This is a genomic window from Pseudomonas fulva (genome assembly GCF_023517795.1).
Classification (GTDB): domain Bacteria; phylum Pseudomonadota; class Gammaproteobacteria; order Pseudomonadales; family Pseudomonadaceae; genus Aquipseudomonas; species Aquipseudomonas fulva_D.
Window position 1 is genome coordinate 3,315,347 of the sequence record NZ_CP082928.1, and the last position, 25,578, is coordinate 3,340,924.

A 25,578-nucleotide genomic window follows, 5' to 3' on the forward strand; every position below is an offset into this window, starting at 1 on the left:
CCTATAATCTAGACGCAGGGTTGCTATTACCATAAATTCCGTGGTCAAAGCTGCCATGGATGTCGAGATGGAACCTAATGACTCTGGCGGAGTCGCTGCCAAGCACGGCTTCATCTTCCAGGATTGTGTCGCTGCCTATTACGTCACTCAGATGCTGCGTGACAAAAAAATCCAACGCGTACGATGTGAGGTCACTGACGATATTGATGTCGTCTGCGATGACTTTGTTGAATTCGTGCAGGTGAAGACAACTACGAAGACCCACTGGGCGAGAAACGACCTTTTAGTCCTCAGCAAAGGCGCCGACAAAAGGAAGATTCCGGGCAGCTCGATCATACATAAGTCAATGCAGAGCGAACCCACGCTCACCGTGCCCAGAAGATTCAGGGTCGTCACAGAGCATCCGGTCAACGTCACCCTCGAGTACCTGCTCATCAACCATGGCGAGCGCACTGGAAAACCTGGGCGCGATGATCTTATCGACTACCTGAACGAGAAGACCAATAACTATGTTGCCCCCAATGGAGTGAGCGTAGCGACCTGGGTAGACGCTGCGCTGTGGGAGGTTTTCCGAACCATGCGCGAGATTGAACTGCTGGGGATCAGCAACATTCGAAGGGCCGCGTATGATCTTCACGGTGTGATATTAAGCACCGAGGCCTCGGCAGAGGACATCTGGCGAGGCATTTTGGACACCGTCACCCGCAAAGGGGCCATGTCACGCAGAATCCACTCCGTCGACAGCAAATCCTACCTTCGAGCGGATTTGAATAAGTGGTTCGAAGGTCTGGTCGAGGAGGATCAGAAGCAGGCAGGGCGTAAGGTCTACGTCAAACGCCAGTTACCTCATATCCTTGTTCCGTTTCGCAATCCGCTGGCCACCTCGTGCGCCAAGCGTAATGGGCGTGTCCTGCATCAACAGTACAGCCTCACGCGCTACCGCTATAAACACATCGTCGACAACGTGTGCAAATGGCTCGATGAAGTGTTCCTTCGTCCCAGTGAACTCGCAGACATCCACAAGTTATCGGCTGTCGAGCTAGGCCAGCGATTGAGAAACACAGTGTTCGCTTCTTTGGCAGATGCTCGTTCATTCCTGGGGCGAGTGCTTCTTCATGCCGCGATACGGCAAATGCACGCGAGCCAGCCCATTCCGTGCTTGCTTTACCTCGACGGTCAGGACGAAGCAAAGATCCTTGAGAACGTCCATATCGTTCGGCGAGACCCGGAGGGCGATCAGCTATGGGTTGGCTTCAGTGAGCTTGTGACTACTTCCAATATCTCTACGCGCTTGTCTGAGATTCGCGAGGAGCTCTATGAGGAAATCACCGGATGTTTCAGTAACGCACGGGGCAAGATTCTCGATATCAAGGACGACAGCTACCTGCTGCGTCATGACATCGACGTCATCCTCGACGAGAGCAACCCATTTGATGCACACCTAGATCGATTCAGATTTTTGGTGTTCGTCGGCTACGATTCTTCGTTGCTGACCGACCCTGAAACTCTTGGATATGAAGATCATCTGGAGCAGGAAACGGCGGCTCTTTTCGAAGCGTTTGCAGGCGACCTAAAGCACAACCCGACGTTCGCAAAACTTACGATCGATGTGTTCATCTACCCCGCACCAAGCTTGGCAATTTTGACTCAGCTAGTGGACGAGCAGGTCAGGAAGGCCGTATGAAAGAAATTTACGATGTAGCCAAGCAGAGCTTAGATGAGGATGGGTTCTCAGCGTTCCGGTACCTATCGGCGGTCAACGCCCTCTTGTCCAACCCGGTTTCCACCTCCCTCGGCAGAGACCTGGCAATTAGGGCACTCGATGCACGTGAGAGATTCATCGACCATGCCGTCATTTTGCGCAATATGGTCAGGAAGGCAGGCCTGTTCCCTTACTTGAAGAAAGAGTTTTCTGACCTTTCCCAAGGGGACTTAATCGCCCTGGATGTGTACCGAACCCCCTTCTCCGAAGACTACGTCTTTCACTCGATGCAGTTTCGAGTATTCGACTTACTCAAGGCTGGTCGCAACGTCGTGCTCAGCGCTCCGACCAGCATGGGTAAGAGCGCTATCGTCGACTCGCTGTTGGGACTAGGACGCCTGAAGCGTGTCGTCTTAGTGGTACCAACCGTTGCGTTAGCTGACGAGACGCGCAGGCGTCTCCAAGAGCGCTTTGGTGAGGTCTATCAGATCATCCACCACAGCTCGCAAGAGTGCCGTAGCGAGTGGGTCGTTTACGTTCTTACTCAAGAGCGGGTTAACGAGCGAGACGACATCAAGTTCATCGATCTTTTTGTTATCGACGAGTTTTACAAACTGGCCTTTCAGCAGCTCAAAAATGGCACTACTGACTTCAAGGACGAGCGAGTCATTGAGTTGAATATCGCCCTTAGTAAGCTGCTGAAGGTGTCTAAGCAGTTCTACCTCACCGGGCCCTTCATAAACAGCATTCGTGGCTTGACGGAGCTAGGACATGATCACACGTTCATCTCCGCTGATTTCAACACTGTGGCCGTCGATGTACAGACGTTCGGTGTAAGTCCTGACGACGACGTAGGCAAGCTGAAAATGTTGGCGACTATCGCCCCGCAGTGCAAGGGAGCCACGATCATCTACTGCAAGTCGCCTAGAGTCGCTGGGAAGGTTGCCCGCGAGCTTGTTCGGCTTGGATACGGCCAGCCTTTCCAGAGTGAGCATATCGATTGGGTTGCCGAGGAATTCGATCCTGAATGGGACTACACCTATGCCCTCAGGAACGGTATTGGCCTGCATTTCGGCGGTCTCCCTCGCGCTCTCCAGCAATACACCGCTGACCGATTCAATGACGGCGACCTGCGCTTTCTGCTGTGCACTTCCACCATCATTGAGGGGGTGAACACGATTGCGAAAAATGTCGTCATCTATGACAACCGAAACGGAACGCGTGCAATCGATAAGTTTACTCATGGCAATATAAAAGGCCGTGCGGGTCGGATGGGCATCCATTTCGTAGGCAAGGTTTTTTGCCTCGAAGATGTACCGCAGGACAATCTGAATCAGGAGGTCGATGTACCACTGGGGATTCAGGATGCAGATACACCCCTGAACCTACTCGCGAGCGCGCAGCCTGATCACCTGACTGAATATTCCCAAGGCAGGTTCGAAACCGAATTCTCCCAGGATCGGTTTTCTATCGATCTGGTCAAGAAGCACTCCTACTTCCGGATGGAGCAGTTCGAGCAGTTGTACAGCATGGTTGAGATGCTTAGTGAGGACGAGTTTGATTCGCTCGTGTTTCACTGGTCGCCAGCAACTGGCTTTCTGAAAACCTTGACCAAGATCAGCAGCCAGCTTGTGCCCAAAGCGTTTACCGCAAATGGGCTGCAGACCAAGTATCCAGATACCATCCTGGCCAAGCTGACGAGTTATCAGAAAGCAGAGAGTTACTCGGCGTATCTGAAAGGTCAGGTTGATTACACAAAGCAGAAGATTAGGGACGGTGAGGAACTAAACCTTTCTTCTGCGCTAAACAATGATCTGAAGCTGGTAAGCAATGCCTTCGGCTATACCATCCCCAAGGTACTCGGGCTGCTGGAAGATGTAGTCCGCTTGCACGCTCCCAAAAGGGGCGTGCGCGGTACGATTGACTACAGCCACGTCAGAATGACTTTTGAGAGCTTCCATCTCCCTGCTGGAGTGAATGCACTTGAGGAGATAGGTATCCCTATCCAGACGCTACACCGCATGTCGTCGCTGCTGGAGTTCCCAGAAGGAGCGGGGGTGGATGAGTTGGCAAACTATCTCCGGCAGAACAAGCAGGCCTGGAGGTTCATGGGGGACGTCGACCAGAGCTTCGTCAAGCGCGCGCTGGGGGATGTGTGAGGCGGGGCCTGAAAGTTGAAGCCAGCTTGAGGTTGTGGGCTGTATGTAGCCAAAAATTTGGTACCAGCATCAGGCTTGTTTCGTTCTGCGTGATTTCCTCGTCAACCCAGTCTGTGATTCGCCCGGTAATGCAGCAACAGGACGAGCCAAATCAGCGTTAGTTTGTCCTCTCTGATCAACCTAAAGGCTGATATTGGATCGATTACGGATGAGCTAAACGCAAGCGGAGCGCGCAGTCGAGCAGGATGGAAGCCCGAAGGGCCGAGACCCTGGCAGAGCCTGGAGGCTTGGTTCACGACAGCCTGAAAGGCTCGCCACTATGCTCATCAGAGGGCAAGGCGGCCCGGTGAACCTCACTGGTGCAACCCTTGTATAATCACGCCGACATTGTCGGAGTGATCATGAGTTCGCTGCCCATCGACGCCACTTTGCCGTCGCTTATCCAAGCCCTTCACGATCGCCATGAAGTGGTACTACAAGCACCTCCTGGCGCCGGTAAAACCACCCGGGTTCCTCTCGCGCTCCTCAGCCAGCCATGGCTGGGCGATCAAACAATTCTGATGCTCGAACCCCGACGGCTTGCGGCCCGTGCTGCAGCTGAGCGCATGGCCTCAGAATTGGGTGAGAAAGTCGGTGAGACTGTTGGCTACCGAATTCGCTTGGAGAGCCGTGTTGGGCCCAAGACACGGATCGAGGTAGTCACTGAGGGAATTCTTGCCCGCAGACTGCAGGATGACCCATCGTTGGATGGCGTTGGCCTGGTTATTTTTGACGAATTCCATCTGAGAAATCTGGACGCGGATCTAGCGTTGGCGCTTACCCTCAGTGGTCGTGAACTGCTGCGTGATGAGCCTCCTCTGAAGCTGCTGCTGATGTCCGCAACACTGGAAGGTGCTCGCCTGTCGAGCGTGCTGAATGATGCGCCAGTCGTCACCAGTGAAGGACGGATGTATCCGGTCTCCACGGTCTGGGGTAGCCCCTATCAGCCGGGCGAGCGTATCGATGCGAGAGTCACAGAGACGTGCCTGGCCGCCATTGACGAACAGCCAGGAAGTGTGCTGGTGTTCCTTCCTGGGCAAGCAGAGATTCGGCGGGTGGCGGAGGCCCTCGAAGAACAGTTGAGCAGCCGCGCTGATGTGATGGTATGCCCACTCTACGGTGACCTTGACCTGAGCGCCCAGCGTGCGGCGATAGACCCGCCCCCTAAGGGCTCTCGAAAAATCGTTCTGGCCACGAATATCGCCGAGACTAGCTTGACCATCGAAGGTGTCCGGGTAGTGGTGGACACAGGTCTTGAACGCGTACCGAAGTTCGATCCTCGCAGCGGGATGACCCGACTCGACACGCAACGTATTTCCAAGGCCAGCGCCACCCAGCGCGCGGGACGTGCAGGGCGATTGGAGCCAGGTATTTGCTATCGCCTGTGGTCAGAATCTCAGCACGAGCAAATAGCCGGCTACAGCCCCCCGGAGATCCTACATGCGGATCTTGCGGCACTGGCACTGCAGCTGGCCAGGTGGGGAATGAAGCCGGAAGAGATGACCTGGCTTGACCAACCTCCAACCGCATCCTTTGCCCAAGCCAGAGACTTGCTGAAGCGTCTTGGCGCGCTTGATGATTCTGATCAGCTAACACCACACGGTTCGGCCATGAGCGAGCTCCCGGCGCATCCTCGGATCGCTCACATGCTCATCAAAGGCAACGCGATGGGACTAGACGAGCTTGCGTGCAACATCGCGGCGCTGCTGGGAGAGAAGGACATTCTGCGTGGAGCGGGTGCCGACCTTCAGTCCAGGCTGAGTGCCTTGTCAGGCGAGCAGCATTCACGTCGAAGCGGTGGTTCCCTCCAGCGCGTGAAGCAGTCTGCTCGGCAATACCGATCGCTGCTGCGAGGAAGGGCCTCTAGTCCCGTCAGCGAGCCCGATCACCCACGGTGGGTAGGGTGCCTGCTGGCGTTCGCCTACCCTGACCGAATCGGCCTCCAGAGGCGTGCGAGTGCTTCCGAATATCGCCTCTCCAACGGTCGTGCCGCCGTGTTCTCAGAGCCCGATACTCTTAACAAGCATGAGTGGCTGGTGGTAGCTGACTTGGGTAGCCGACAGGGTCAGCGCGACGAGCGGATCTACCTGGCAAGTGATCTCGATCCAGCCTTTTTCGATGACGAGCTGGCTGACCTTGTGAGGTCTGTGGATGAGGTCGATTGGGACGAGAGGGAAGGTGTTCTGAAGGCTGAGCGGCAGCTGAAGGTTGGGCAGTTGATACTGTCCGCCGCTCCTCTGCCAAATCTTGATGAGCAGGCTCGGTCACTCGCTCTGGTAAACCTCGTGAGGCGCAAGGGCATCGAACTCCTGCCTTGGAACCCTGAGTTAAGGCAGTGGCAAGCACGGGTTAATCTGCTGCGTGAGCTGGATATCCAGAATGGCCGAGCACAGAGTGGCCAGACACAAAATGGTCAGACACAGAGCAAGTGGCCTGACCTAAGTGATGTCAATCTCCTCAATACGCTCGAAGAATGGCTCACGCCGTACCTGGGCAAAGTCACGAGGCTCAGCCACTTCAGTCAGTTGGATCTGTCGTCGATAGTCAGGAGTCTCCTGCCTTGGCCGCTACCGCAGGAGCTGGAAGTCCAGGCACCTCAGGCGATCCAGGTGCCGTCTGGCTCGAATATCCGTATCGATTACTCGCAGCATCCTCCTATTCTCGCGGTGCGGCTGCAGGAGCTCTTTGGACTGGCTGAAACCCCACGCATCGCTCAAGGCAAGCAGCCGCTGATTCTGCATCTTCTATCGCCGGCTCGCAGGCCTGTACAGGTTACCCAGGATCTCGCAAATTTCTGGCGTAGCACCTACTTGGAAGTGAAGAAGGATCTTAAGGGTAGGTATCCCAAGCACTACTGGCCCGAAAATCCATTAGTGGCCGAGGCTACGGCACGGGCTAAACCTCGCGGGACGTAGCTTCTAGGTATGCGATTAGCGACAACCCAGAGTGTTGGTCGAGCACTCTCGCTAACTTGGAAATAGCGTGTCGGAGATGCCATCTCGGAACCTGGTTTCTAACTCTTCGGCGCCTTGATAGTCGGAATCGCGCGCCGCTCTTAGTGTGGCCAAGGCCCTATGGAATTTTTCCTTGGAGATTCGACCTTCGGTGTAGTCTGAAAGCAGGCGATCGAAATAGTCATCGAATTGCCTATGGATTCTCAAAAGATCAGCAGCAGATACAGATGCCGTGTAATTGTTAACGCGCGCGAAGGCTATATTGATATATGTGTCTAGTGCCTTGAGAGTTTTCTGACCTGTTAACTGCAGGATCTGGTGCTTGAAAAATGTATCGCTTATGAACTGATTCTTGAAGCTGGCTTGATCCCTGAGGCGATGTCTCTCTATCATGAGTACAAATAAGTTAGTGATAAATGCGTGCCTAAACAAATGGGCAGTGGCTGGCTCACTTATATTAGCATTCTTTCGAAGTAGGCGAATTTCGTTGGTGATGCTGTCCGGGCTATAGGGCCGTCCAGTGGTCTCGGCAACGAGAAGAAAGCCATGATCTTTTCCGCCTAGACACCTGTCAATAATATCTACTCTATATAGCTCTATGTAGTTGTATATTTCATTTAATAGCATGCGAGTGACTGGCACCGTTCTCAGGTGCGGTCTGCCTCGCTTGAGTGTTATCAATTTTAGGCTGGGGAATTTCATTGCCATTGCTTCCAGCACGCTTTCCAGCAATATTTCCGCCAACTCACCTCTACGACACCCGAGGTTCTCAAGCATTGAGAGAATAAGCTGCGTTCGAGCAGCAATATGATCGGACTTTGGGAATTTGTTAGCTGCCTCTCGCAGGTCTTTTACAGTGTGTTGCGATATAGGTTTACGCGACTCACCTGCCTCGCCTGAACTGAAGGTATGATGTCGCCAAACGTAGGTGTCATACCCTGCTGGGCTTTTTACCTTTTCCTGATAGGCTTTGATTATCCCATTTTTTGCGACAAATTTGTCATCATCAAAAAGAGAGCCGATAAACTCCAGAAAGTAAAGACATGCACTGCATATGTCGTGGAGAGTATCTTCATTTCTGGCGAGTTCAGAGGGGTATAATTTATTTTTTTCGATTCTGAGTTCGTCTACGAAGTCACAGAAGAGCCCGTCATTCAGGTCGGTAAGATTAATGTCTAGGCTGAAAGTGAAATTTAGTAATCTGCTTATTTTGTGCGCGTAGCCACCTATCGTACCGCCTCCCTTGCCTCGGCGCGAAAGTCCAGTCTTCCGGCCCATGCTTATGCGGTTTCGTAGCGAGATCATATAGAGATTGGCAAGGTGGCATGGCTCTCCATTAGGCCAATAAAGAAATGTAAGATTGTCAGCTTCTTTTACGGCAAGACGGTTCAAAGAGTAATGGCTGAAGAGAGTTACCTTTTTAACACGTCTTCGGACTTTAAAGTCTGAGCTCATTTTTTTAGCCTCCCTCTCCCAATGGGGGTGACATTGGTGTCCGTTGTTGGGGAGTTGAAGGGTGGTTTGTTGATGCTGAGTGCAGCTTTCAGCGTTACGCCAGTGTCAAGGATGATTTTTTCTCGCTGTTGACCATCTTTTTCGGTTCGAATGGATTCGAGAGCGCCAATGGCTATTGAGACACACTGCAGTAGGATGAAGTTGGAATTTATCAGTGACTCGACTTCTGACTCAAGCTTTGACTTCTGCTGCTTTAGATCATTTTTAGTTGTTTTCTTTATAGGCGTGATTGTCGAGGTTGCAAGCGCTGAGAGGGCCTCGTCTCTAAGTTTTTCGAGCGTTTCAAAGCCCTGCGGTAGACAAGTTGCTGCATGCTTTTTCGCGGTATTGAGCGACATGGGAACTAGCTTAATTGATGCTCCGCTGGTGTCGACCTGAGCATTGAACGACACCATGCCCCCTTGACTGCCAAGGGCCTTGGTAAGGTCGTCACGGGCTTTGAATTCGTCAGGATTGGAAATGATGTAATATAAGAACTCCCTGAGTGAATTGATTGCGGCCTTTCCCTCAGCCCTGTATTTCTCAGACCTATTCATGAGCTTTTCTCCGGACGGTAGTCACAATTTTCACTTTGGTGCCATCTGGATCCAAAATGAACTCAGGCTCAGCATCGACCAATCCCTTGTTTACTAGCGTCTCAATTCGCTCTTCAAGTTTCGACGCATCTCCTTTAACGTAGGTTTGTGTTCCGTAGGTTTCATGGACTAGATCCATGAGATCTGTGTATCCTTCTTCGCCCTTTGTATAGATCTGTTGAGCCAGGTGGTAAGCCTTGGCTCCGGCCAGAATCGTGCCGTCAATATTTTCGTTGATATAGTGCCACAGGTGCTCAAGGTCAACGTGTCCCAACATCCACCTGATTGTTGACTCGTCACCATCTTGGGCGCAGTGAAAGAACAACATGGCAAAGAACCGACGGAGTTGGTGCTGACGCAAATAGTAGCGCTTACCGTCACATAGGGCCGTCTCGAAGTAGTCGCAAAACAAGTCAAGGTTCCGCAGGTAGACGAATGTTCCGGTGCTGAGCTTGCCTTTTGCTGTCAACGTTGGCGATGAGAATAGTGGAAGGTCTTTGTCGCTGAAACCAGTCTCAAGAAGGGCCTGATGATACGCTTCGAGATTACCGATCATTTCCGCGGCGACAGGCTCAATGGGGCGCATGATACTTTTTCGCCGCCCCATCATTCCGCGAGTACTTTTGCGCAGCCAAAACTTTAACCACTGCCGAGTTTTGTCCAGGCTTCCTTTAGCTGGGAGATCGGTAAGTTCGCCAAGCCGCCGAGCGGTCATTGCGCCGGTTACAATCTGTATACAGCCCACATAGACACCGAATAGCTCCAGAAATCCAACATTCTCTCTTAGTTTTTGGTAATAGACTTCCCGGCCTCCTTTGCGATCAGGCCAGTTCCCACCGTAGGGGGAACCTGCATTCATCGCGGTGATGCCCAGCTTTTTTACCCCCATAGCCTTCAGTGAGTCTGGACAAAGGTTGAGAATATCTTTATCAGTGATCTTGTTAAGATTCACGTTCTCCAGTTGGCATTTTTCGAGCAGGGTTCTCATGAATGAAATAATATCATTGCCATATGTGTAATGAAATTCGATGGCATTTTTAACGCTGCTAAGAACGACCTCCGACGGTGCAGTTCTAAAAGAACCTCCAACCTTGCTATCATGAACAGCAAAGTTTCGGATTGCTTTTAGATGTTTGGGTGATGGCGCATCAGCGCCGAGCTTGTGAAGTGTGCCCATCGAGTACAGTGCTTTTCGATAAGCCACGAAAATGTTGTCAGTCATTTTGCTGCCTTCGGTCGTAGACACAGGCATTGCATCGTATTCTGTACGGTAGCAATCGTAATTGCTTATTTCTAAAATCGGGTAAAGCGGCTTTCGCACATCCTTAGCTCTGATGGTAGAAGATAGTATTTGGTGACTGATTTTGGGTATGTTGACGAATGCGTTTTGCTGCCCTCTTTTCCAGTTCAATGCGTAACCATTGATGATTAAGCTGGCCCGTATCGCGGGAACCTCATTCAGCGGGATCGGAATAGGGCTCAGTTCAATTTGTTGTTCGGTGACTACTGAAAGGTGGGGATGAGATGCTAGCAGTCCTTTGATCTTACTATCAGATGTCTCCGAGCGCAGTTGTAGCAAAAAGGCGCAAAGGCGATCTGGCCACTCGTATACCGACTCTGCAGAAGAGCTGCTTTGAGCGAATTGAGTCAGCATTCCCATGAGGTGCTGATCACTCAGCCCTGCCAGCCCTGCAGTTAGTAAACCGTAGGCCTCGGCATTCAGGAGAAGATGGTCAATGATCTTCAGCGCTATACTGAAGCTTCGTACTTGGGTGTTAAGTCCATTAGTGTGAGCGTCATGATAGCCATGATTACTCGTGGCTATGATCACGAAATGCTTGAAGCTAGCTAGGAGTCGCTCATTTCTCGGTTCAGTCAGCACCGACCCATCATATAATTCCACACGCCAGTTAAGGTCTTTAGGCGCTTTGTAGCCGAAGTCGACGTGCCAGACTTTTTGGCTGAAGTCGTTCAACAGCCACGGGGCGTTACGGTAGCTTTCGGAAGAAGGCTTTTTCAGGCTCTTCAGGAATGAGAGCTTTTCGGGAATCTCCCTTTTAGGCTTCATAGATGAACTCTTTAGCTAGGTCAGCGCTCGCATGTGCGCGTGCAGTCTCTAAGTAGCCTGTCAAGACCCGGTCATGGCTTTTTTGGATGTCGTTCACAAGCACTTTGCAAAACTGGCTCCAGTACGCAGCGTAACCATTAATGAGAGCAGGCTTCTCCGTGATCGATTTTATTTTGGCCAGCCCGACGGCCATTTCAAGAGATAATAAGATTGTGAGAATGCCAACACTGACATGAATATAAACGGTATCAGGGGTTGTTGTTGCTGATTCTTTTCGTTCGGGATCCTTCATATGGTAAGGGATTTCGCTTAGTGCGTGATTCTTTAGGAAAGTGTCGAGCTCTTCCATGTTTTTGAAGTTGCTGGCTTTGAAGAGATACGGACTGTCCTCCATTGCCAGACACACCATATTTCGTTGGAATATTCGCACCCACCGGACTTCGAAGAAGTCAAGAATTGCCTTGGTAAGGTAGTGCTTGAGCGTCACGCTAGTTGATGCTTGACCAAGGGCTTTCGCCATCTTTGTAATGCTGCCCGTTTCGATATACACGTTCAGGCCGGTCGTGGCTCGAATGCTGGCTAAACTAATTCTGCACAAGAAATCGAAAAGCTCCTCGCCTCGCTTTGAGGTGAATTCAGAAAACTGTGAGAGAAGCTCTTTCCCGCTGGAATATGCCAGCGTAGTTTTGTTAATTTGAGTAGGTGACGCTTTCCTCGGGTAGTCCATAGCCTGGCCGCAGGTGAGAAACAGATATCGCCAAGCGTCGTTGCCGTCTTTCTTGAGGCGCTCACGGAGTGGCCTAGTGATACGAATCACCTGCATGACAAGCTTGGCAGCAGCGGTATTCAGGACTAAGGTCTGTTCAGCTTTCTCGGGCCCAAGACGGTCTTTTCGGCTAGTGAGATAGTATACGCCGTCGATACGCCTGAAACCGTACGGGTCACCGTTCGGTTTAAACAGTACCAAGTCATAGAGATAAGTCGGAGTTATAGCTGGATTCTGATTAACTATGAGCAGTTGAAAGGGGAAAAGACTATTGGCGATCGGGAGGCCGAAGTTGTAGGAGAGCTCAGTCTTCAGACGCATTCCGTAGGTAATTTTTTTGTAATACGTGCCGCTACGGAATCCGTCAGCTTCAAACGTCCTGCACTCGTAAATATACCTAGGGCTGTGATTGAGCAGGGCGGTGCTGGCATCTGATCTTGTCCCGATATACCTGCGCATCACGGCACGACTTCTCAGGTTGCACGCTCTGTCTTGCGCCCATTCCAGAACGGTTTTCAGATCAGACTGTATCTCTCCGAACAAAATTTTCATCGCTTGTTCATCGGTGATCTCAATGGGGATGCGAGTGATTGTTTTACCAACAAACTCAATTCCGTCTTTTCCAACGCGGTGCCAGTGGCGAGTGCCGTCTGGGTTTGCTGGTGCCCTGGGTAAGCCATCGTAAGGTGCCGCCCAGATATCTCGGGCGATTAGCGACTGCTCAACACACAACATGGTGGTGTTCCAGATGCGGCCATAGGAGTCGGTATCACGTCCGCCGTCATGCATGTCCAGAAACGTATCGCTCATCACGTCCTGAAAGAGTTCACTTACACGGTCGGGGTCTTTAAATGCTTCTGTCGGCCATTTGTCATGATTCAGAGCGATGTGATTGAGGATCTTGTTATGTACCGCTATCGCCGGCCTTGCCTGTTTCAGGTAGTAGCTGTGCAAGGCTCCATAGATTTGCTCCGCGAAGGCGCTGCCATGGGAGATCCAAACGTTCTGGATGGAGAGGTACTTGGTGTGCTGCTTCCGGCTGAACAAAGGCCAGCCGCTCCAGTATCGCAGGGTGTCTTCCGGGCAATCAGCTGCCAGCTGCCTCCAGTTTTCAGCCGCGTTCGCTGCAAGAGTCTCCCCGTCGTATGACCTACCATTGTCCTGATCCTGCATGACGAGCGATTCGAATTTTCTGATGTACCTACGGTGCGCCTGCATACCTAGGTTTATCAGGCTGCCCTGGTTAATCGCCGCAAGGAGCAACCCAACCACCTTTTTGATCGAACCATCGGTCAGGCAAGCCGCACCTAGCGGAGTTTCCGATAGTTGGGCAACGCACTCGATCATGCGTAAAGCCTGGCTGTGCGAGGCATCTGCGCTGATCATCCGTGCTTCGATGACCGCCTTGGCTTCCACGGATACCCATCGGAGAGGGTAGTTCCCTAGCGAGGCCTCATACTTGATGATTGTCATGATTTTCTAGGCTCAAAAATTCGTTCTTAACGCCAAGAATAGAAGGTTTTCTCAGCTTGACAATTAGGGACATTATGGGGAAACAGTGGAACGCAGCCTGGATGCCGACCTGGCCCTGGCGCTGACCCTCAATGGCCGGGCGATGTTTCGCGGCGCCGACAGTGGCGAAGCGCCGCTCAAGGTGCTGCTGATGTCCGCGACCCTGGAGGGCGAGCGCCTGGCCGGGTTGCTCGATGACGCGCCGGTGCTGCGCAGTGAAGGGCGCATGTTCCCGGTGGATATGCACTGGGGCGCGCCGTGGCAGGCTGGCGAGTGGCTGGAGCCGCGGGTACTGCAGACGGTCCTGCAGGCCCTGGACGACGAGCCGGGCAGCCTGCTGGTATTCCTGCCCGGCCAGGCGGAGATTCGCCGGGTGGCCGAGCAACTGGAGGAGGCCCTGGGCGGGCGCAGCGACGTGCGCGTCTGCCCGTTGCATGGCGAGCTGGAACTGTCGGCCCAGCGCGCGGCCATCGAGCCGGCGCCGGCGGGGCTGCGCAAGGTGGTGCTGGCCACCAATATCGCCGAGACCAGCCTGACCATCGACGGCGTGCGCGTGGTGGTCGATGCCGGCCTGGCGCGGGTACCGCGTTTCGACCCGGGCAGCGGCATGACGCGCCTGGATACCGGGCGCATCTCCCGGGCCTCGGCCACCCAGCGTGCCGGGCGGGCCGGTCGCCTGCAGCCGGGGGCCTGCTACCGGCTGTGGTCACAGGCCCAGCACGAGCAATTGCCTGCATACAGCGCGGCGGAAATTCTCCAGGCCGACCTGGCCGGCCTGGCACTGCAATTGGCGCGCTGGGGCGTGGAGGTAGATGACCTGGTATGGCTCGACCCGCCGCCCGCTGCAGCCTACGCCCAGGCGCGCGATCTGTTGCAGCGCCTCGGCGCACTCGACGAGCGTGGTGTGCTGACCGCCCACGGCCAGGCCATGGCCGAGCTGCCGGCCCATCCGCGTATCGCTCATCTGCTGCTGCGCGGCCAGGCACTCGGCCTTGGCGAACTGGCCTGTGATCTGGCGGCGCTGCTGGGCGAGCGCGACATACAACGAGGCGGCGGTGCCGATCTGCATAGTCGCCTGGCGCTGTTATCGGGTGAGAGCCGGGCGACGCGCGGTGCTAATGGTGGTGTGCAGCGCGCCCGGCAGTTGGCCAAACAATTCCAGGGTTACTTGCGCCGGGTGCCGGTCAGCGAGCCCGTAAGCGACCCCGGGCACGGTCGTTGGCTGGGCGGGCTGCTGGCCTTCGCCTATCCCGATCGCATCGCCCGTCAGCGTCGCGAGGCCGGCGCCGAATATCGCCTGGCCAACGGGCGCGCCGCGCAGTTCGGCGAAGCCGATGCCTTGATGAAGCACACCTGGCTGGTGGTCGCCGACCTGGGCAGCCGCCAGGGCCAGCGCGAGGAACGCATCTATCTCGCCGCCGAGCTTGACCCCGCACTGTTCGACACGGTGCTGGCCGAGCAGGTGAGCAGCCAGGATCTGCTCGAATGGGACGAGCGCGAAGGCGTGCTGCGCGCCGAGCGGCAGCGCAAGGTGGGTGATCTGGTGCTGAGCTGCGAGGCGCTGCCGGGACTGGATGCCGAGGCGCGCACCACGGCACTGCTTGGCCTGGTGCGGCGCAAAGGGCTTGCGCTGCTGCCTTGGACGCCGGAGCTGCGCCAGTGGCAGGCGCGGGTGATGCTGCTGCGCGGGCTCGATCTGCAACACCAGGCCGCCAGCGATTGGCCGGATGTCTCCGATGCGGCGTTGCTGGCCAGCCTGGAAACCTGGCTGGCGCCCTACCTGGGCAAGGTCACCCGGCTCAGCCACTTCGGCAATCTCGATCTGCACGCGATGCTGCAGACCCTGCTGCCCTGGCCGCTGCCCCAGCGCCTGGACGAATGGGCGCCGCGCAGCCTGCCGGTGCCGTCCGGCTCGCGCATCGGCCTGGATTACAGCGAGCACCCGCCGGTATTGGCGGTGCGCCTGCAGGAGCTGTTCGGCCTGGCCGAAACGCCGCGCATCGCCAATGGCCGGCAACAGGTGCTGCTGCACTTGTTGTCTCCGGCGCGGCGCCCGGTGCAGGTGACCCAGGATCTGGCCAACTTCTGGCGCACCACCTACGCCGAGGTGAAGAAGGATTTGAAGGGCCGCTACCCGAAGCACTACTGGCCCGACGACCCGCTGATCGCCGAGCCCACGGCGCGGGCCAAACCGCGCAAGTAGCGGCCGGCCGGGTGCTCTCAGGGCGCAAACGGCGGCGCTTCGGCCAGCTCGATCAGCAGAGGCTGATCGCTCGGTGCCTCGCGCAGCAGGGTTTGCAAATGCGCGTGGTCGCGGGCGCGTTCGGCCAGGCAGCCAAAGCCGCGGGCGATGGTCAGGAAGTCCGGGGTATAGATGTCCACGCCCAGCGGGGTGATGTCGCGGCGCTGCATGTAGCGCTTGATCTCGCCGTAGCCCTGGTTGTTCCACAGCAGCACGATGATGCCGACCCGCGCTTCCACGGCGCTGGCCAGCTCCGGCAGGGTGAACTGGATGCCGCCGTCGCCCATCAGGCTGATCACCGGGCGTGTCGGCTCCGCCAACCGGGCGCCAATCGCCGCCGGCAGGCCATAGCCCAGGGTGCCGTAGCCGGTGGAGGCGTTGAACCAGCGCCGCGGGCCGTCCAGCTCGACCAGGTGGTTGCCGCTGTACACGGTCTGCGTCGAGTCGCCAACGAAGCGCGCCTCGGGCAGCACCTCGAGAATGCAGTCGAACAGGCGGCGATAGTGGGCCCAGCCTTCGAACTCCTCTGCCAGTTGCTGGCGAACCAGGCTGGCCCGTTCAGCCCCTGGGCTCTGGCCATCCCAGGCGCATTGCGGCAACTCGCCCAGCAGCGCCGTGATGGCAAGGCCGGCATCGCTGTGGATGGCCAATGCGGGTGCGTGATTGCGCTGCAGTTGCTCGGCATCGATATCGATACGGATCAGCTCGCCGCCGATCCTGAAGTTGCCGTCGAACACCACGTCGTAATCGGTCTCGCCCAGCTCGGTGCCGATGGCCAGCACCACGTCAGCCTCCAAGGCCAGCTTGCGTACCGGTGGCAGCGACTGGTTGCTGCCGATCAGCAGCGGGTGGGCGGCGGGCAGCAGGCCCTTGGCGTTGATGGTCAGCGCGGTCGGTGCATCCAGCGCCTCGGCCAGGCGGCGCACCGCCTCGGCCTGGGCGACGCAGCCGCCGCCGATCAGCAGCAATGGGCGCTTGGCCTGGCGCAGGCGCTGGGCCGCCTGCCTGATCAGCTCGGCTCGTGGGGCAGGGCGCGGAGCGATCAGCCTGGGTTGCACGCTCAGGTGGTCGGCGGGGGCAGTGATCACGTCCAGCGGCAGTTCGATATGCACCGGCCGTGGCCGCCGGCCATCGAATACCGCAAAGGCGCGGGCCAGCACCTCGGGCAACTCGTCGACGCTTATCAGCGTATGGCTGAACGCACAGACACCGGCTACCAACGCACGTTGGTCCGGTAATTCGTGCAGGTAGCCGTTGCCGCGGCCCAGGCGCTCGCGTTCGTTGACGCTGGAGATCACCAGCATGGGGATCGAGTCGGCGTAGGCCTGGCCCATGGCCGTGGCGATATTGGTCATGCCCGGCCCGGTGATGATGAAGCACACGCCGGGCTTGCCGCTCACCCGTGCATAACCGTCGGCCATAAAGCCGGCGCCTTGCTCGTGGCGCGGGGTGACATGGCGGATGCCGCTACCCGGCAGGCCACGGTACAGCTCGATGGTGTGCACGCCGGGAATGCCGAACAGGGTGTCGACGCCCCAGGCCTCGAGTTGCTTGACGAGAAATTCACCGCAGCTGGTCATGCTGGCTCCTTGCTGATGGTTCTGTAGGTGCCGGCAGCAGCGCCGGCACCTGTAACGGGTTCAGGCGAGGCTGGCGGCCCGTGCCTGGGGGCGGGTCAGCAGGCTGCCGATCACGAAGGCCAGCAGGCCGACGCTCAGGCTGTAGTAGATCGGCGTATTGGCTTCCAGGCCGTCCTTGAACATGAACGCCAGGGCGGTGGCGCAGCCCAGCGCCATGCTGGCGATGGCACCGGTGGTGGTGGCGCGTTTCCAGTAGATGGCGCCGAGGATGGGAATCAGGATGCCGCCCACCAGCAGGTTGTAGGCCAGGGTCAGCGCGCCGATCACGTCATTGACCACCAGGGAGATCGCCAGCACCAGCAAGCCGGTGAGCAGGGTGAACAGCCGGGCGGTGCCGAGGCCCGACGGGCGACCGCCGCGCAGCTTGGGCAGCAGGTCTTCAGTCACCGTGGTGGAGGCGGCGAGCAGGCCGGCGCTGGCGGTGGACATCATCGCGGCCAGGGCAGCGGCGATCACCAGGCCGCGAATGCCGTCCGGCAGGGCGCTCTGCACGATCGAGGCGAAGGCGTTGTTGGCGTTGGCCAGGTCAGGCAGCAGCACCTTGGCGCACATGCCGATCAGCGCGCCGACCAGGCCGTAGATCACGCAATACACCCCGGCCAGGCTGCCGGCCACCCGGGCCACGCGCTCGCTGCGGGCGGTGAACACCCGTTGCCAGATGTCCTGGCCGATGAGGATGCCGAAGAAGTAGATCAGGAAATAGGTGAGGATGGTGTCGTAGCCGATGGTGGTCAGGCTGAAGGCGGTGCTCGGCAGCTTGGCTGCCAGGGCGTCCCAGCCGCCGACGCGGTACAGGCAGATGGGCAGCAGCACGAACATCAGGCCGACCGTCTTGATCGCGAACTGCACGATGTCGGTCAGCGTTAGCGACCACATGCCGCCAATGCTCGAATACACTACCACCACGCTACCGGCCAGCAGGATGGCGAGCCAGAAGGGCAGGTCGAACAGCACCTGCAGCACGGTGCCGCTGGCCAGGGTCGAGACCACAGCGATCATCAGTGCGTAGGCGAACATCACCACCGCGCTGGCCTGGCGCGCCGCCGGCGTGTAGCGCCGCTCGAGGATCTGGGTGACGGTGAAGATGCGCAGCTTGAGCAGCGGCTTGGCCAGGAACAGGTTGAGCACGACGATGCCGGCGCCCAGGGCGGCGCACAGCCACAACCCGGAAAGGCCATGCACGTAACCCAGGCGCACGGTACCGACGGTGGCGGCGCCGCCCAGCACGGTGGCCGCCATGGTGCCCATGTAGAAGGCCGGGCCGAGGTTGCGGCCGGCCACCAGGTAATCTTCCTGGCTGCGCGCGCGGCGCATGCCATACCAGCCGAGCAGCAGCATGCCGGCGGCGTAAATCAGCACTACGGATATATCCAGGATCATGTGTTTCTCCAGCGCCTGTCACGATTCTTGTCAGGGTGGCGCCATGGCGCCGACCTTGTTATTCACCCCCGACAGCCGCCGGGTAGTGGTGCTTGGGCAGTGCGGCAGGGCCGCGCGGAGCGAAGTGCGCTCCATGACCCGCTAGCGGGTAATGCGCCACGGCAGGCTTCTGCTGGCCCGCTCGGGTTGTTCGGTGATGTGAAACCGCGACTACCGGGCGAGCGCGCGGCTCACTTGCGCACCACCCCTGGCAGCACGCAAAGCATTTCGTAGAGCAGGTTGGCGCCGAGCAACGAGGTGTTGCCGGTGGTGTCATAGGGCGGGGAGACCTCGACCAGGTCGCAGCCGACCAGCTTCAGGCCGTGGCAGCCGCGGATGATTTCCAGCGCCTGGATGGTGGTCAGGCCGCCGACTTCCGGGGTGCCGGTGCCGGGCGCCCAGGCCGGGTCGATGCCGTCGATGTCGAAGGACAGGTACACCGGGCCGCCATCGACCTTGGCGCGCACCTCTTCCATCAGCGGGGCGAGGGACTTGTGCCAGCATTCTTCGGCCTGCACTACGCGAAAGCCCTGGCGGCGGCTCCAGTCGAAGTCGTCGGCGGTATAGCCCTGGGCGCGCAGGCCGATCTGCACCACGCGCTGGCTGTCGAGCAGGCCTTCTTCCTGGGCTCGGCGGAAGGTGGTGCCGTGGGCGATCTTCTCGCCGAACATGTGATCGTTCACATCGGCGTGGGCATCGATGTGCACCAGGCCGACCTTGCCGTATTTCTTGTGCATGGCACGCAGGATCGGCAGGGTCAGGGTGTGGTCGCCACCCAGGGTCAGCGGGATGATGTCGTGTTCGAGCACGCGGTCGTAGTGCTCTTCGATGAGGCGCACGGCATCGAGCAGGTTGAAGGTGTTGATCGCCACGTCGCCGATGTCGGCCACGTTCAGGGAGTCGAAGGGCGCGGCGCCGGTGGCCATGTTGTAGGGGCGGATCATCACCGACTCGGCGCGGATCTGCCGCGGCCCGAAGCGGGTGCCCGAACGCAGGGAGGTGCCGATATCCAGAGGAATGCCGATAAAGGCGGCGTCGAGCTTGTCCAGCTCCTCGGGCGTCTGCACGTGGGGCAGGCGCAGCATGGTGGCGATCCCGCCGAAACGGGGCATTTCGTTGCCGCCCAGGGGCTGGTGGAGGGAATTGTCCACGGGGGCCTCGCAGTTCTTGTGGTTGTCGTGGCCCGATTCTGGTCAGGGTTGGCGGCGGGAAGAATCCAACACGGCAAATAATCAGTTCAGAAATTCCTAAACTAACGAGCAGGCTTTAGCATGGGCTCGGTTCTTTCACCGTCATGGTTTGCCGATGCCTGATCTCAAGCTGCTGCGCCTGTTCGCCTGCGTCGTGCGCCACCAGGGCTTTGCCGCGGCGCAGCAGGAGCTGAACCTGTCCACCTCGGCGATCAGCACCTACATGAGCCAGCTCGAGGCACAGCTGGGTTTCGTGCTCTGCCATCGCGGGCGCGGCGGGTTCAGCCTGACCAGCAAGGGCGAGCTGTTCCACCAGGAAGCCCTGCGGCTGCTGGCCGAACTGGAAGGCTTCGAGCGTTATTCGGCGGCGCTCAAGGGCGAGCTGCGCGGCACCCTGAACCTGGGTGTGCTGGATTCCACGGTCAGCGATCCTTCCCTGCCGCTGGCCGAGGTGATCGGTGCCTACAGCCAGGAACACCCGGCCGTGCACCTGCATCTGGCGGTGCTCAGCCCGGCCGAGTTGCAACTCGGCGTGCTGGAGAATCGCCTTGACCTGGCCATCGGCGCCTTCTCGGTGCGCACCAACGGGCTGATCTACCAGGCGCTGTACCGTGAGCAGCACTGGCTGTACTGCAGCGACAGGCACCCGCTGTATACCCAGCGGCAGATTCCGGCGGAAGTGATCACCCAGCAGCGCATGGTCGGCCGCGGCTACTGGAGCCAGGCCGAGCTGGCGCGTCATGGCTTCAAGCACAGCGCGGCGACGGTGGAGTCGATGGAGGCCCAGCTGATTCTGGTGCTGTCCGGCGCCTATATCGGCTATCTGCCCGAGCATTACGCCCAGCAGTGGGCGGATCAGAAACGCCTGAAAGTGCTGCTGCCCACCACCTTCGGCTACCAGGCGCCCTTCACCCTGGCGCTGCGCCGCGGCCGCTCAAGGGAACCGCTGATCCAGAGCTTCCGTGATCGGCTCAAGGCGCAACTGAATCAGGGCTAGGCCGCCAGGAGGCGGGGGGTAGCAAACACTTCAGCAGGCCCCGTCTCAGTGCTGTGGGAGCGGGCGGGGACGCCTAGTCAGTGCCGCGATTCGGGCGCATGGCGCCGTCCCACAAAGTCATGCGCTCAGCCCACCAGCCGAGCGCAATGCATGCCCGCTCAGCGCACCAGACAAGGCTTCTTGTTATCGAAGGTCCAGCCGCTGATCAGGTACTGCATGGCCACTGCATCGTTGCGCGCGCCCAGGCCCATGCCCTTGTAGCATTCATGGGCCCTGGCCACGGCGTCCATGTCCAGCTCCACGCCCAGGCCGGGCTTTTTCGGCACCTGCACCAGGCCGCCTTCGATACGCAGCGGCTCCTTGGTCAGGTGCTGGCCGTCCTGCCAGATCCAGTGGGTGTCGATGGCGGTGATCTTGCCCGGTGCGGCAGCCGCCACGTGGGTGAACATGGCCAGGGACACGTCGAAGTGGTTGTTGGAGTGCGAGCCCCAGGTCAGGCCCCAGTCGTTGCACATCTGCGCCACGCGCACCGAACCCTGCATGGTCCAGAAGTGCGGGTCGGCCAGGGGAATGTCCACCGATTGCAGCTGGATCGCATGGCCCATCTGCCGCCAGTCGGTGGCGATCATGTTGGTCGCGGTGGGCAGGCCGGTGGCGCGGCGGAATTCGGCCATCACCTCGCGGCCCGAGTAGCCGTTCTCGGCGCCACAGGGGTCTTCGGCATAGGCGAGCACCTGGTGCTGGTCGCGGCACAGGCGGATGGCTTCGGCCAGTGACCAGGCGCCGTTCGGGTCCAGGGTGATGCGCGCCTCCGGGAAGCGCTCGGCCAGGGCGGTGACCGCTTCGATCTCCTCGTCGCCACGCAGCACCCCGCCCTTGAGTTTGAAGTCCTTGAAGCCATAGCGCTCGTAGGCGGCCTCGGCGAGGCGCACCACGCCCCTGGCGTCCAGTGCCTCCTCGTTGCGTACCTGGAACCAGGCGTTGTCGGCGTCGGCTTCCTGGCGATAGGGCAGGTCGGTCTTCTTGCGATCGCCGATGTAGAACAGGTAGCCGAGCATCTCCACGGCATCACGCTGCTGGCCTTCGCCGAGCAGGGCGGCGACCGGCACGTCCAGGTACTGGCCGAGCAGGTCGAGCAGGGCAGCCTCGACGGCGGTGACGGCGTGGATGGTGATGCGCAGGTCGAAGGTCTGCAGGCCACGGCCGCCGGCGTCGCGGTCGGCGAAGGCCTGGCGTACCTGGCCGAGGAGTTTCTGGTACTGGCCGATGGGCTGGCCCACCAGCAACTGGCGGGCGTCTTCCAGGGTCTGGCGGATGGCTTCACCCCCTGGCACTTCACCGACACCGACATGACCGGCGTTGTCGCGCAGGATCAGCAGGTTGCGGGTGAAGAAGGGCGCATGGCCGCCACTGAGGTTGAGCAGCAGGCTGTCGTGCCCGGCGACGGGAATGACTTCCAGGGCGGTGATGACTGGGGTACCTGCATGGGTGTTGTTATTGTTCATCGCGTGGCTCCTGAGCCGTGACGGCGTTGCGGTGGGTCTGGCTGCCTCGCCGGGCAGCACTGGAAGATAACGTTATCATCATATTCGGATAACGTTATCATTCAAGCGGAGATTTAAGCCGTGACGGTTGCGGGCGCGGTTCAACGCATTCAGCAGTCTTGGAACTCATATGGGAGCGCGCCAGGCGCGCGACGGCTCCGCAGGCATGGACCAGGCGTCCCCGCCCGCTCCCACAATTGGATTGCGGGATTCAGGATCGAGCGGTGCTGCCACGCTCGATAATGGAAAACCCGGTATCCACACTCGCCTCGGCCTTCTGCCCATCGAAACGGCGCAGCAGCGCTTCGGCGACCTGGAGGCCCATCTCGGTGGCATTGACGCTGACCGTGGACAGCGCGGGATTGGCGAACTGACCGTTGAGGGTGTCGCCGAAACCTAGCACGGCGAGGTCGCCGGGCACGTTCAGGCCGCGGGTGGAGGCTTCGGCCAGCACGCCGAGGGCGACGGTGTCCGAGCTGCAGAAGATGAAGTCGGGTTTCTCGCCGGTATCGAGCAGATTGGCCAGGCCCTTGCGGCCCACTTCCCAGGTGGCGGGCAGGGGCAGGGTCCGTACTGCCACAGTTTCTACGCCCAGCTCGCCGAGTCGGCCTGTCAGCGCATCGCAGCGGCGCAGCGCACGGGGGTCGTCGACGCCGATCACCGCCCAGCGCCGGTAGCCCTTGGCGAAGAAGTGCTCGGCCACGGCGGCGCCGACCTGTTCGTGGGAAAAGCCCACCTGCATGTCCAGGCCGTCGTCGCTCAGGTCCCAGGCTTCGACCACCGGGATGCCGGCGCAGGCCAAGCGCTCGCGGCTGGCCTGGGTGTGGAAGGTGCCGGTCAGCACGATGCCGTCCGGGCGGCGGCCAAGGATGGCGGCCAGCAGGGCTTCTTCCTGCTCCGGCACATAGCCGCTGGGACCGACCAGGGTGTGGTAGCCGGCCTCGGCGAGGCGATCCATGATCGCCTGCACCACGCTGGCGTAGATCGAGTTGGCGATGGTCGGCAGCACTATGGCCACCAGGCGGCTCTTGCTGGTGGCCAGGGCGCCGGCCATCAGGTTGGGCACGTAGCCCATGGCGCGTACCACTTCGAGCACGTGCTCGCGGGTGGCGTCGCTGACCAGTTCCGGGCGCTGAATGGCCCGCGACACGGTGATCGGCGATACCCCGGCCTTGAGCGCCACGTCCTTGACCGTCACCGGCAAGTCGCCGAGGTCACCGCGATCTTTGGCCAGTTCTCTGCGCGATTTTCTTGCCACGGGCTGGTCTCGATGTGGAATGCAGTGAAAGAGCCGAAGGTTACGGCAGCCGCACGGCGTTGTCGCCGGCACGCAGCATATACAGACGGAACACCAGCACCGTGGTGAACAACTGGCAGAGGCCGAACAGCACGTCCAGCAGCAGGCGCCCGGCCGGTTCGCTGGCGATATCGGCGGTCCATAGGCCGGCCAGCCAGGGCGGCAGCATCACCAGCATCACGCAGGTGAAGATCGGCCAGAAGTGCCCGTGGGTCAGCTGCAGGCTTTCATGCAGGGCCTGCAGCGGGGTGAGGCCGCGCAGCACCAGCAGGTAGTCGGCGAACACCAGCCGGACCATCAGCCACAGCCCCGGCAGGATGAACAGCGAGATGCCAAGCATGATCGCCAGGGTGCCGATGCCCGCCAGCAGCACGAAACGCGGCCACAGGCTCAGGCTCATGGCCACCAGCGCGCCCTTGCCGGGTTGCTCGCCGCGGCTGCGGGCGTCGATGAACAGGATCAGTGCCGCGCTGTACAGCGGGTAGAAGAACAGGCCGAGCAGCACCTCGTAAAGTGGCACCTTGGCGGCGGCGACCAGGTTCTCGAGCTGCAGGCTCACGAAGGCTTCGAGCAGCAGGAAGGGCAGGCATAGCAGGAGGATCTGCAGCAGGTTCTGCCGGAAGAAGAACCAGGCGTCACGCAGGGCGTCGAGGGGATTCATGAAAGATCGCAGCCAGAAAAAACAGGCCGCCATGATACGAGGGCCGCTGTTGCGCGACCAGTGATGGCCACCGCCGGGCCGCGGCTTTCGACCTGGGAAGACGAGGCTGGCATACTGGCCGCCGTGCAACCCGCGCGAGCCCTTGTGAGGATGTCCGGTGAAGAAAATTGCCGTGTTCGCCGACGTACAGAATCTCTACTACACCGTGCGCCAGGCCTATGGCTGCCACTTCAACTACACGGCGTTGTGGAACGAGCTGGCGGCAGGTGGCGAGATCGTCGCGGCCTATGCCTATGCCATCGACCGCGGCGACCCCAAACAGCAGCAGTTCCAGCAGATCCTGCGCAACCTGGGCTTTACCGTGAAGCTCAAGCCCTACATCCAGCGCAGCGACGGTTCGGCCAAGGGCGACTGGGACGTGGGCATCACCCTCGACGTGATGGATGCCGCGGCGGACGTCGACAGTGTGGTGCTGGCCTCCGGTGACGGCGACTTCGACCAGTTGCTCGAGCGCATCCGCCAGCGCCATGGCGTCGAGGCTGTGGCCTATGGCGTGCCCGGGCTTACCGCGCAGTCACTGGTGCGCGCGGCCAGCCGTTATGTGCCCATCGAGGGCCACCTGTTGCTCAAACACTGAGGCTTTACGTGAAACCCATCGCTGTCATCGACTTCGAAACCACCGGCATGTCGCCGGCCCAGCAGGCGCGCGCCACCGAGATCGGCGTGGTGATCATCGAGGGTGGGCAGATCACCGCCCGCTACCAGAGCCTGATGAATAGCGGCGCCTGGGTGCCGCCCTTCATCGAGCAGCTGACCGGCATCAGCAACGCCATGGTGCGCAGCGCGCCGCCCGCCGCCGAGGTGATGCACGAGGTCGCCGAGTTCGTCGGCGACATTCCGATGCTGGCGCACAACGCGTCTTTCGACCAGAAGTTCTGGGACGCCGAGCTGGGTCTGATCGGTCGCACCCGGGTGCAGCATTTCGCCTGCTCGCTGCTGCTGTCGCGGCGCCTGCTGCCGGGGGCACCGAGCCACAAACTCGGCAACCTCAATCGCTGGGCGCGGCTGCCCGATACCGGCAAGGCGCACCGGGCGCTGGCCGATGCGGAAATGGCCGCCAACCTGACCCTGCATCTGTGCAGGGTGCTGCGCGAGCAGCACGGGCGCAGCGCTGTCGACCACGACTTCCTGCGTCAGCTGCAGGGCCTGTCCGCCGCCAAGGTGCGCGCCCTGCTCGCCGCCTAGCTGCGCGTCGAGCCGGGCCGGGTGTCCGCTGCGCTGCAACGGCTGCGCGATTG

16 protein-coding genes and 1 pseudogene are annotated in these 25,578 nt (G+C 59.3%); 7 read left to right on the top strand and 10 right to left on the bottom strand.

From position 1 onward, the window contains the following. Positions 1-67: 67 nt before the first annotated feature. The 3 genes from K8U54_RS15110 (at position 68) to hrpB (K8U54_RS15120) (ending at position 6,815) form a co-directional block, all read left to right on the top strand. Complete coding sequence (locus tag K8U54_RS15110) at positions 68-1,684, top strand: HamA C-terminal domain-containing protein (RefSeq protein WP_249906586.1); 1,617 nt, start codon at positions 68-70, stop codon at positions 1,682-1,684. Then, positions 1,681-3,861 carry a DEAD/DEAH box helicase gene (locus K8U54_RS15115; protein WP_249906587.1) on the top strand — a complete coding sequence of 727 codons (2,181 nt, stop codon included), beginning with the start codon at positions 1,681-1,683 and terminating at the stop codon, positions 3,859-3,861. Before K8U54_RS15110 ends, K8U54_RS15115 begins: the two co-directional genes overlap by 4 nt. A 401-nt stretch (positions 3,862-4,262) precedes the next feature. Continuing rightward, a complete protein-coding gene (gene hrpB / locus K8U54_RS15120) occupies positions 4,263-6,815 on the top strand; it encodes an ATP-dependent helicase HrpB (protein WP_249906588.1) in 2,553 nt (850 codons plus the stop codon). A gap of 51 nt (positions 6,816-6,866) precedes the next feature. On the opposite strand, the gene K8U54_RS15125 is transcribed toward hrpB (K8U54_RS15120), so the two are convergent. From K8U54_RS15125 to K8U54_RS15140, 4 genes are read right to left on the bottom strand one after another with little or no spacing between them, the layout of a single operon-like run. Beyond that, positions 6,867-8,309 carry a site-specific integrase gene (locus tag K8U54_RS15125; RefSeq protein ID WP_249906589.1) on the bottom strand — a complete coding sequence of 481 codons (1,443 nt, stop codon included), beginning with the start codon at positions 8,307-8,309 and terminating at the stop codon, positions 6,867-6,869. Beyond that, entirely contained in the window at positions 8,306-8,905 is a 600-nt protein-coding gene (locus K8U54_RS15130) for a hypothetical protein (RefSeq protein WP_249906590.1), read from the bottom strand. The genes K8U54_RS15125 and K8U54_RS15130 overlap by 4 nt, the downstream gene beginning before the upstream one ends. Next, complete coding sequence (locus K8U54_RS15135) at positions 8,898-11,012, bottom strand: site-specific recombinase (protein WP_249906591.1); 2,115 nt, start codon at positions 11,010-11,012, stop codon at positions 8,898-8,900. Before K8U54_RS15135 ends, K8U54_RS15130 begins: the two co-directional genes overlap by 8 nt. Further along, on the bottom strand, positions 11,002-13,251 hold the full coding sequence (locus tag K8U54_RS15140; protein ID WP_249906592.1) for a hypothetical protein: 2,250 nt from the start codon (positions 13,249-13,251) through the stop codon (positions 11,002-11,004). Before K8U54_RS15140 ends, K8U54_RS15135 begins: the two co-directional genes overlap by 11 nt. A 73-nt stretch (positions 13,252-13,324) precedes the next feature. Here K8U54_RS15140 and hrpB (K8U54_RS15145) point away from each other — a divergent pair. After that, positions 13,325-15,493: pseudogene (gene hrpB / locus K8U54_RS15145) on the top strand (ATP-dependent helicase HrpB); the annotation flags it as partial. Positions 15,494-15,510: 17 nt separating this feature from the next. On the opposite strand, the gene K8U54_RS15150 reads toward hrpB (K8U54_RS15145), so the two are convergent. From K8U54_RS15150 to speB, 3 genes are all read right to left on the bottom strand, one after another. Further along, positions 15,511-17,112, bottom strand: coding sequence for a 5-guanidino-2-oxopentanoate decarboxylase (locus K8U54_RS15150; protein ID WP_249906593.1), 1,602 nt, complete (start codon positions 17,110-17,112; stop codon positions 15,511-15,513). 60 nt (positions 17,113-17,172) lie between these two features. After that, entirely contained in the window at positions 17,173-18,552 is a 1,380-nt protein-coding gene (locus tag K8U54_RS15155) for a sodium:solute symporter (protein WP_249906594.1), read from the bottom strand. A gap of 230 nt (positions 18,553-18,782) precedes the next feature. Beyond that, a complete protein-coding gene (gene speB / locus K8U54_RS15160) occupies positions 18,783-19,742 on the bottom strand; it encodes an agmatinase (protein ID WP_249906595.1) in 960 nt (319 codons plus the stop codon). Positions 19,743-19,896: 154 nt separating this feature from the next. On the opposite strand from speB, the gene K8U54_RS15165 reads away from it, so the two are divergent. Beyond that, entirely contained in the window at positions 19,897-20,778 is an 882-nt protein-coding gene (locus K8U54_RS15165) for a LysR family transcriptional regulator (RefSeq protein WP_249906596.1), read from the top strand. A gap of 158 nt (positions 20,779-20,936) precedes the next feature. Here the strand turns inward: K8U54_RS15165 and gudD are convergent, their stop codons facing one another. From gudD to K8U54_RS15180, 3 genes are all read right to left on the bottom strand, one after another. Next, positions 20,937-22,283, bottom strand: coding sequence for a glucarate dehydratase (gene gudD / locus K8U54_RS15170; protein WP_249906597.1), 1,347 nt, complete (start codon positions 22,281-22,283; stop codon positions 20,937-20,939). A gap of 250 nt (positions 22,284-22,533) precedes the next feature. Further along, positions 22,534-23,580: a LacI family DNA-binding transcriptional regulator gene (locus K8U54_RS15175; protein WP_249906598.1), complete on the bottom strand. Its 1,047-nt coding sequence runs from the start codon at positions 23,578-23,580 to the stop codon at positions 22,534-22,536. A 40-nt stretch (positions 23,581-23,620) separates the two neighbouring features. Then, positions 23,621-24,280 (bottom strand): YciC family protein, encoded by a 660-nt coding sequence (locus K8U54_RS15180; RefSeq protein WP_249906599.1) that lies wholly within the window; start codon positions 24,278-24,280, stop codon positions 23,621-23,623. Between the two features lie 157 nt (positions 24,281-24,437). Here K8U54_RS15180 and K8U54_RS15185 point away from each other — a divergent pair, with 157 nt between their 5' ends. Both K8U54_RS15185 and K8U54_RS15190 read left to right on the top strand, forming a co-directional pair. Then, positions 24,438-24,917, top strand: coding sequence for an NYN domain-containing protein (locus K8U54_RS15185; protein WP_249906600.1), 480 nt, complete (start codon positions 24,438-24,440; stop codon positions 24,915-24,917). 8 nt (positions 24,918-24,925) lie between these two features. After that, positions 24,926-25,525, top strand: a complete 600-nt coding sequence (locus tag K8U54_RS15190) for a 3'-5' exonuclease (RefSeq protein ID WP_249906601.1) — start codon at positions 24,926-24,928, stop codon at positions 25,523-25,525. The last annotated feature ends 53 nt before the right edge of the window (positions 25,526-25,578 follow it).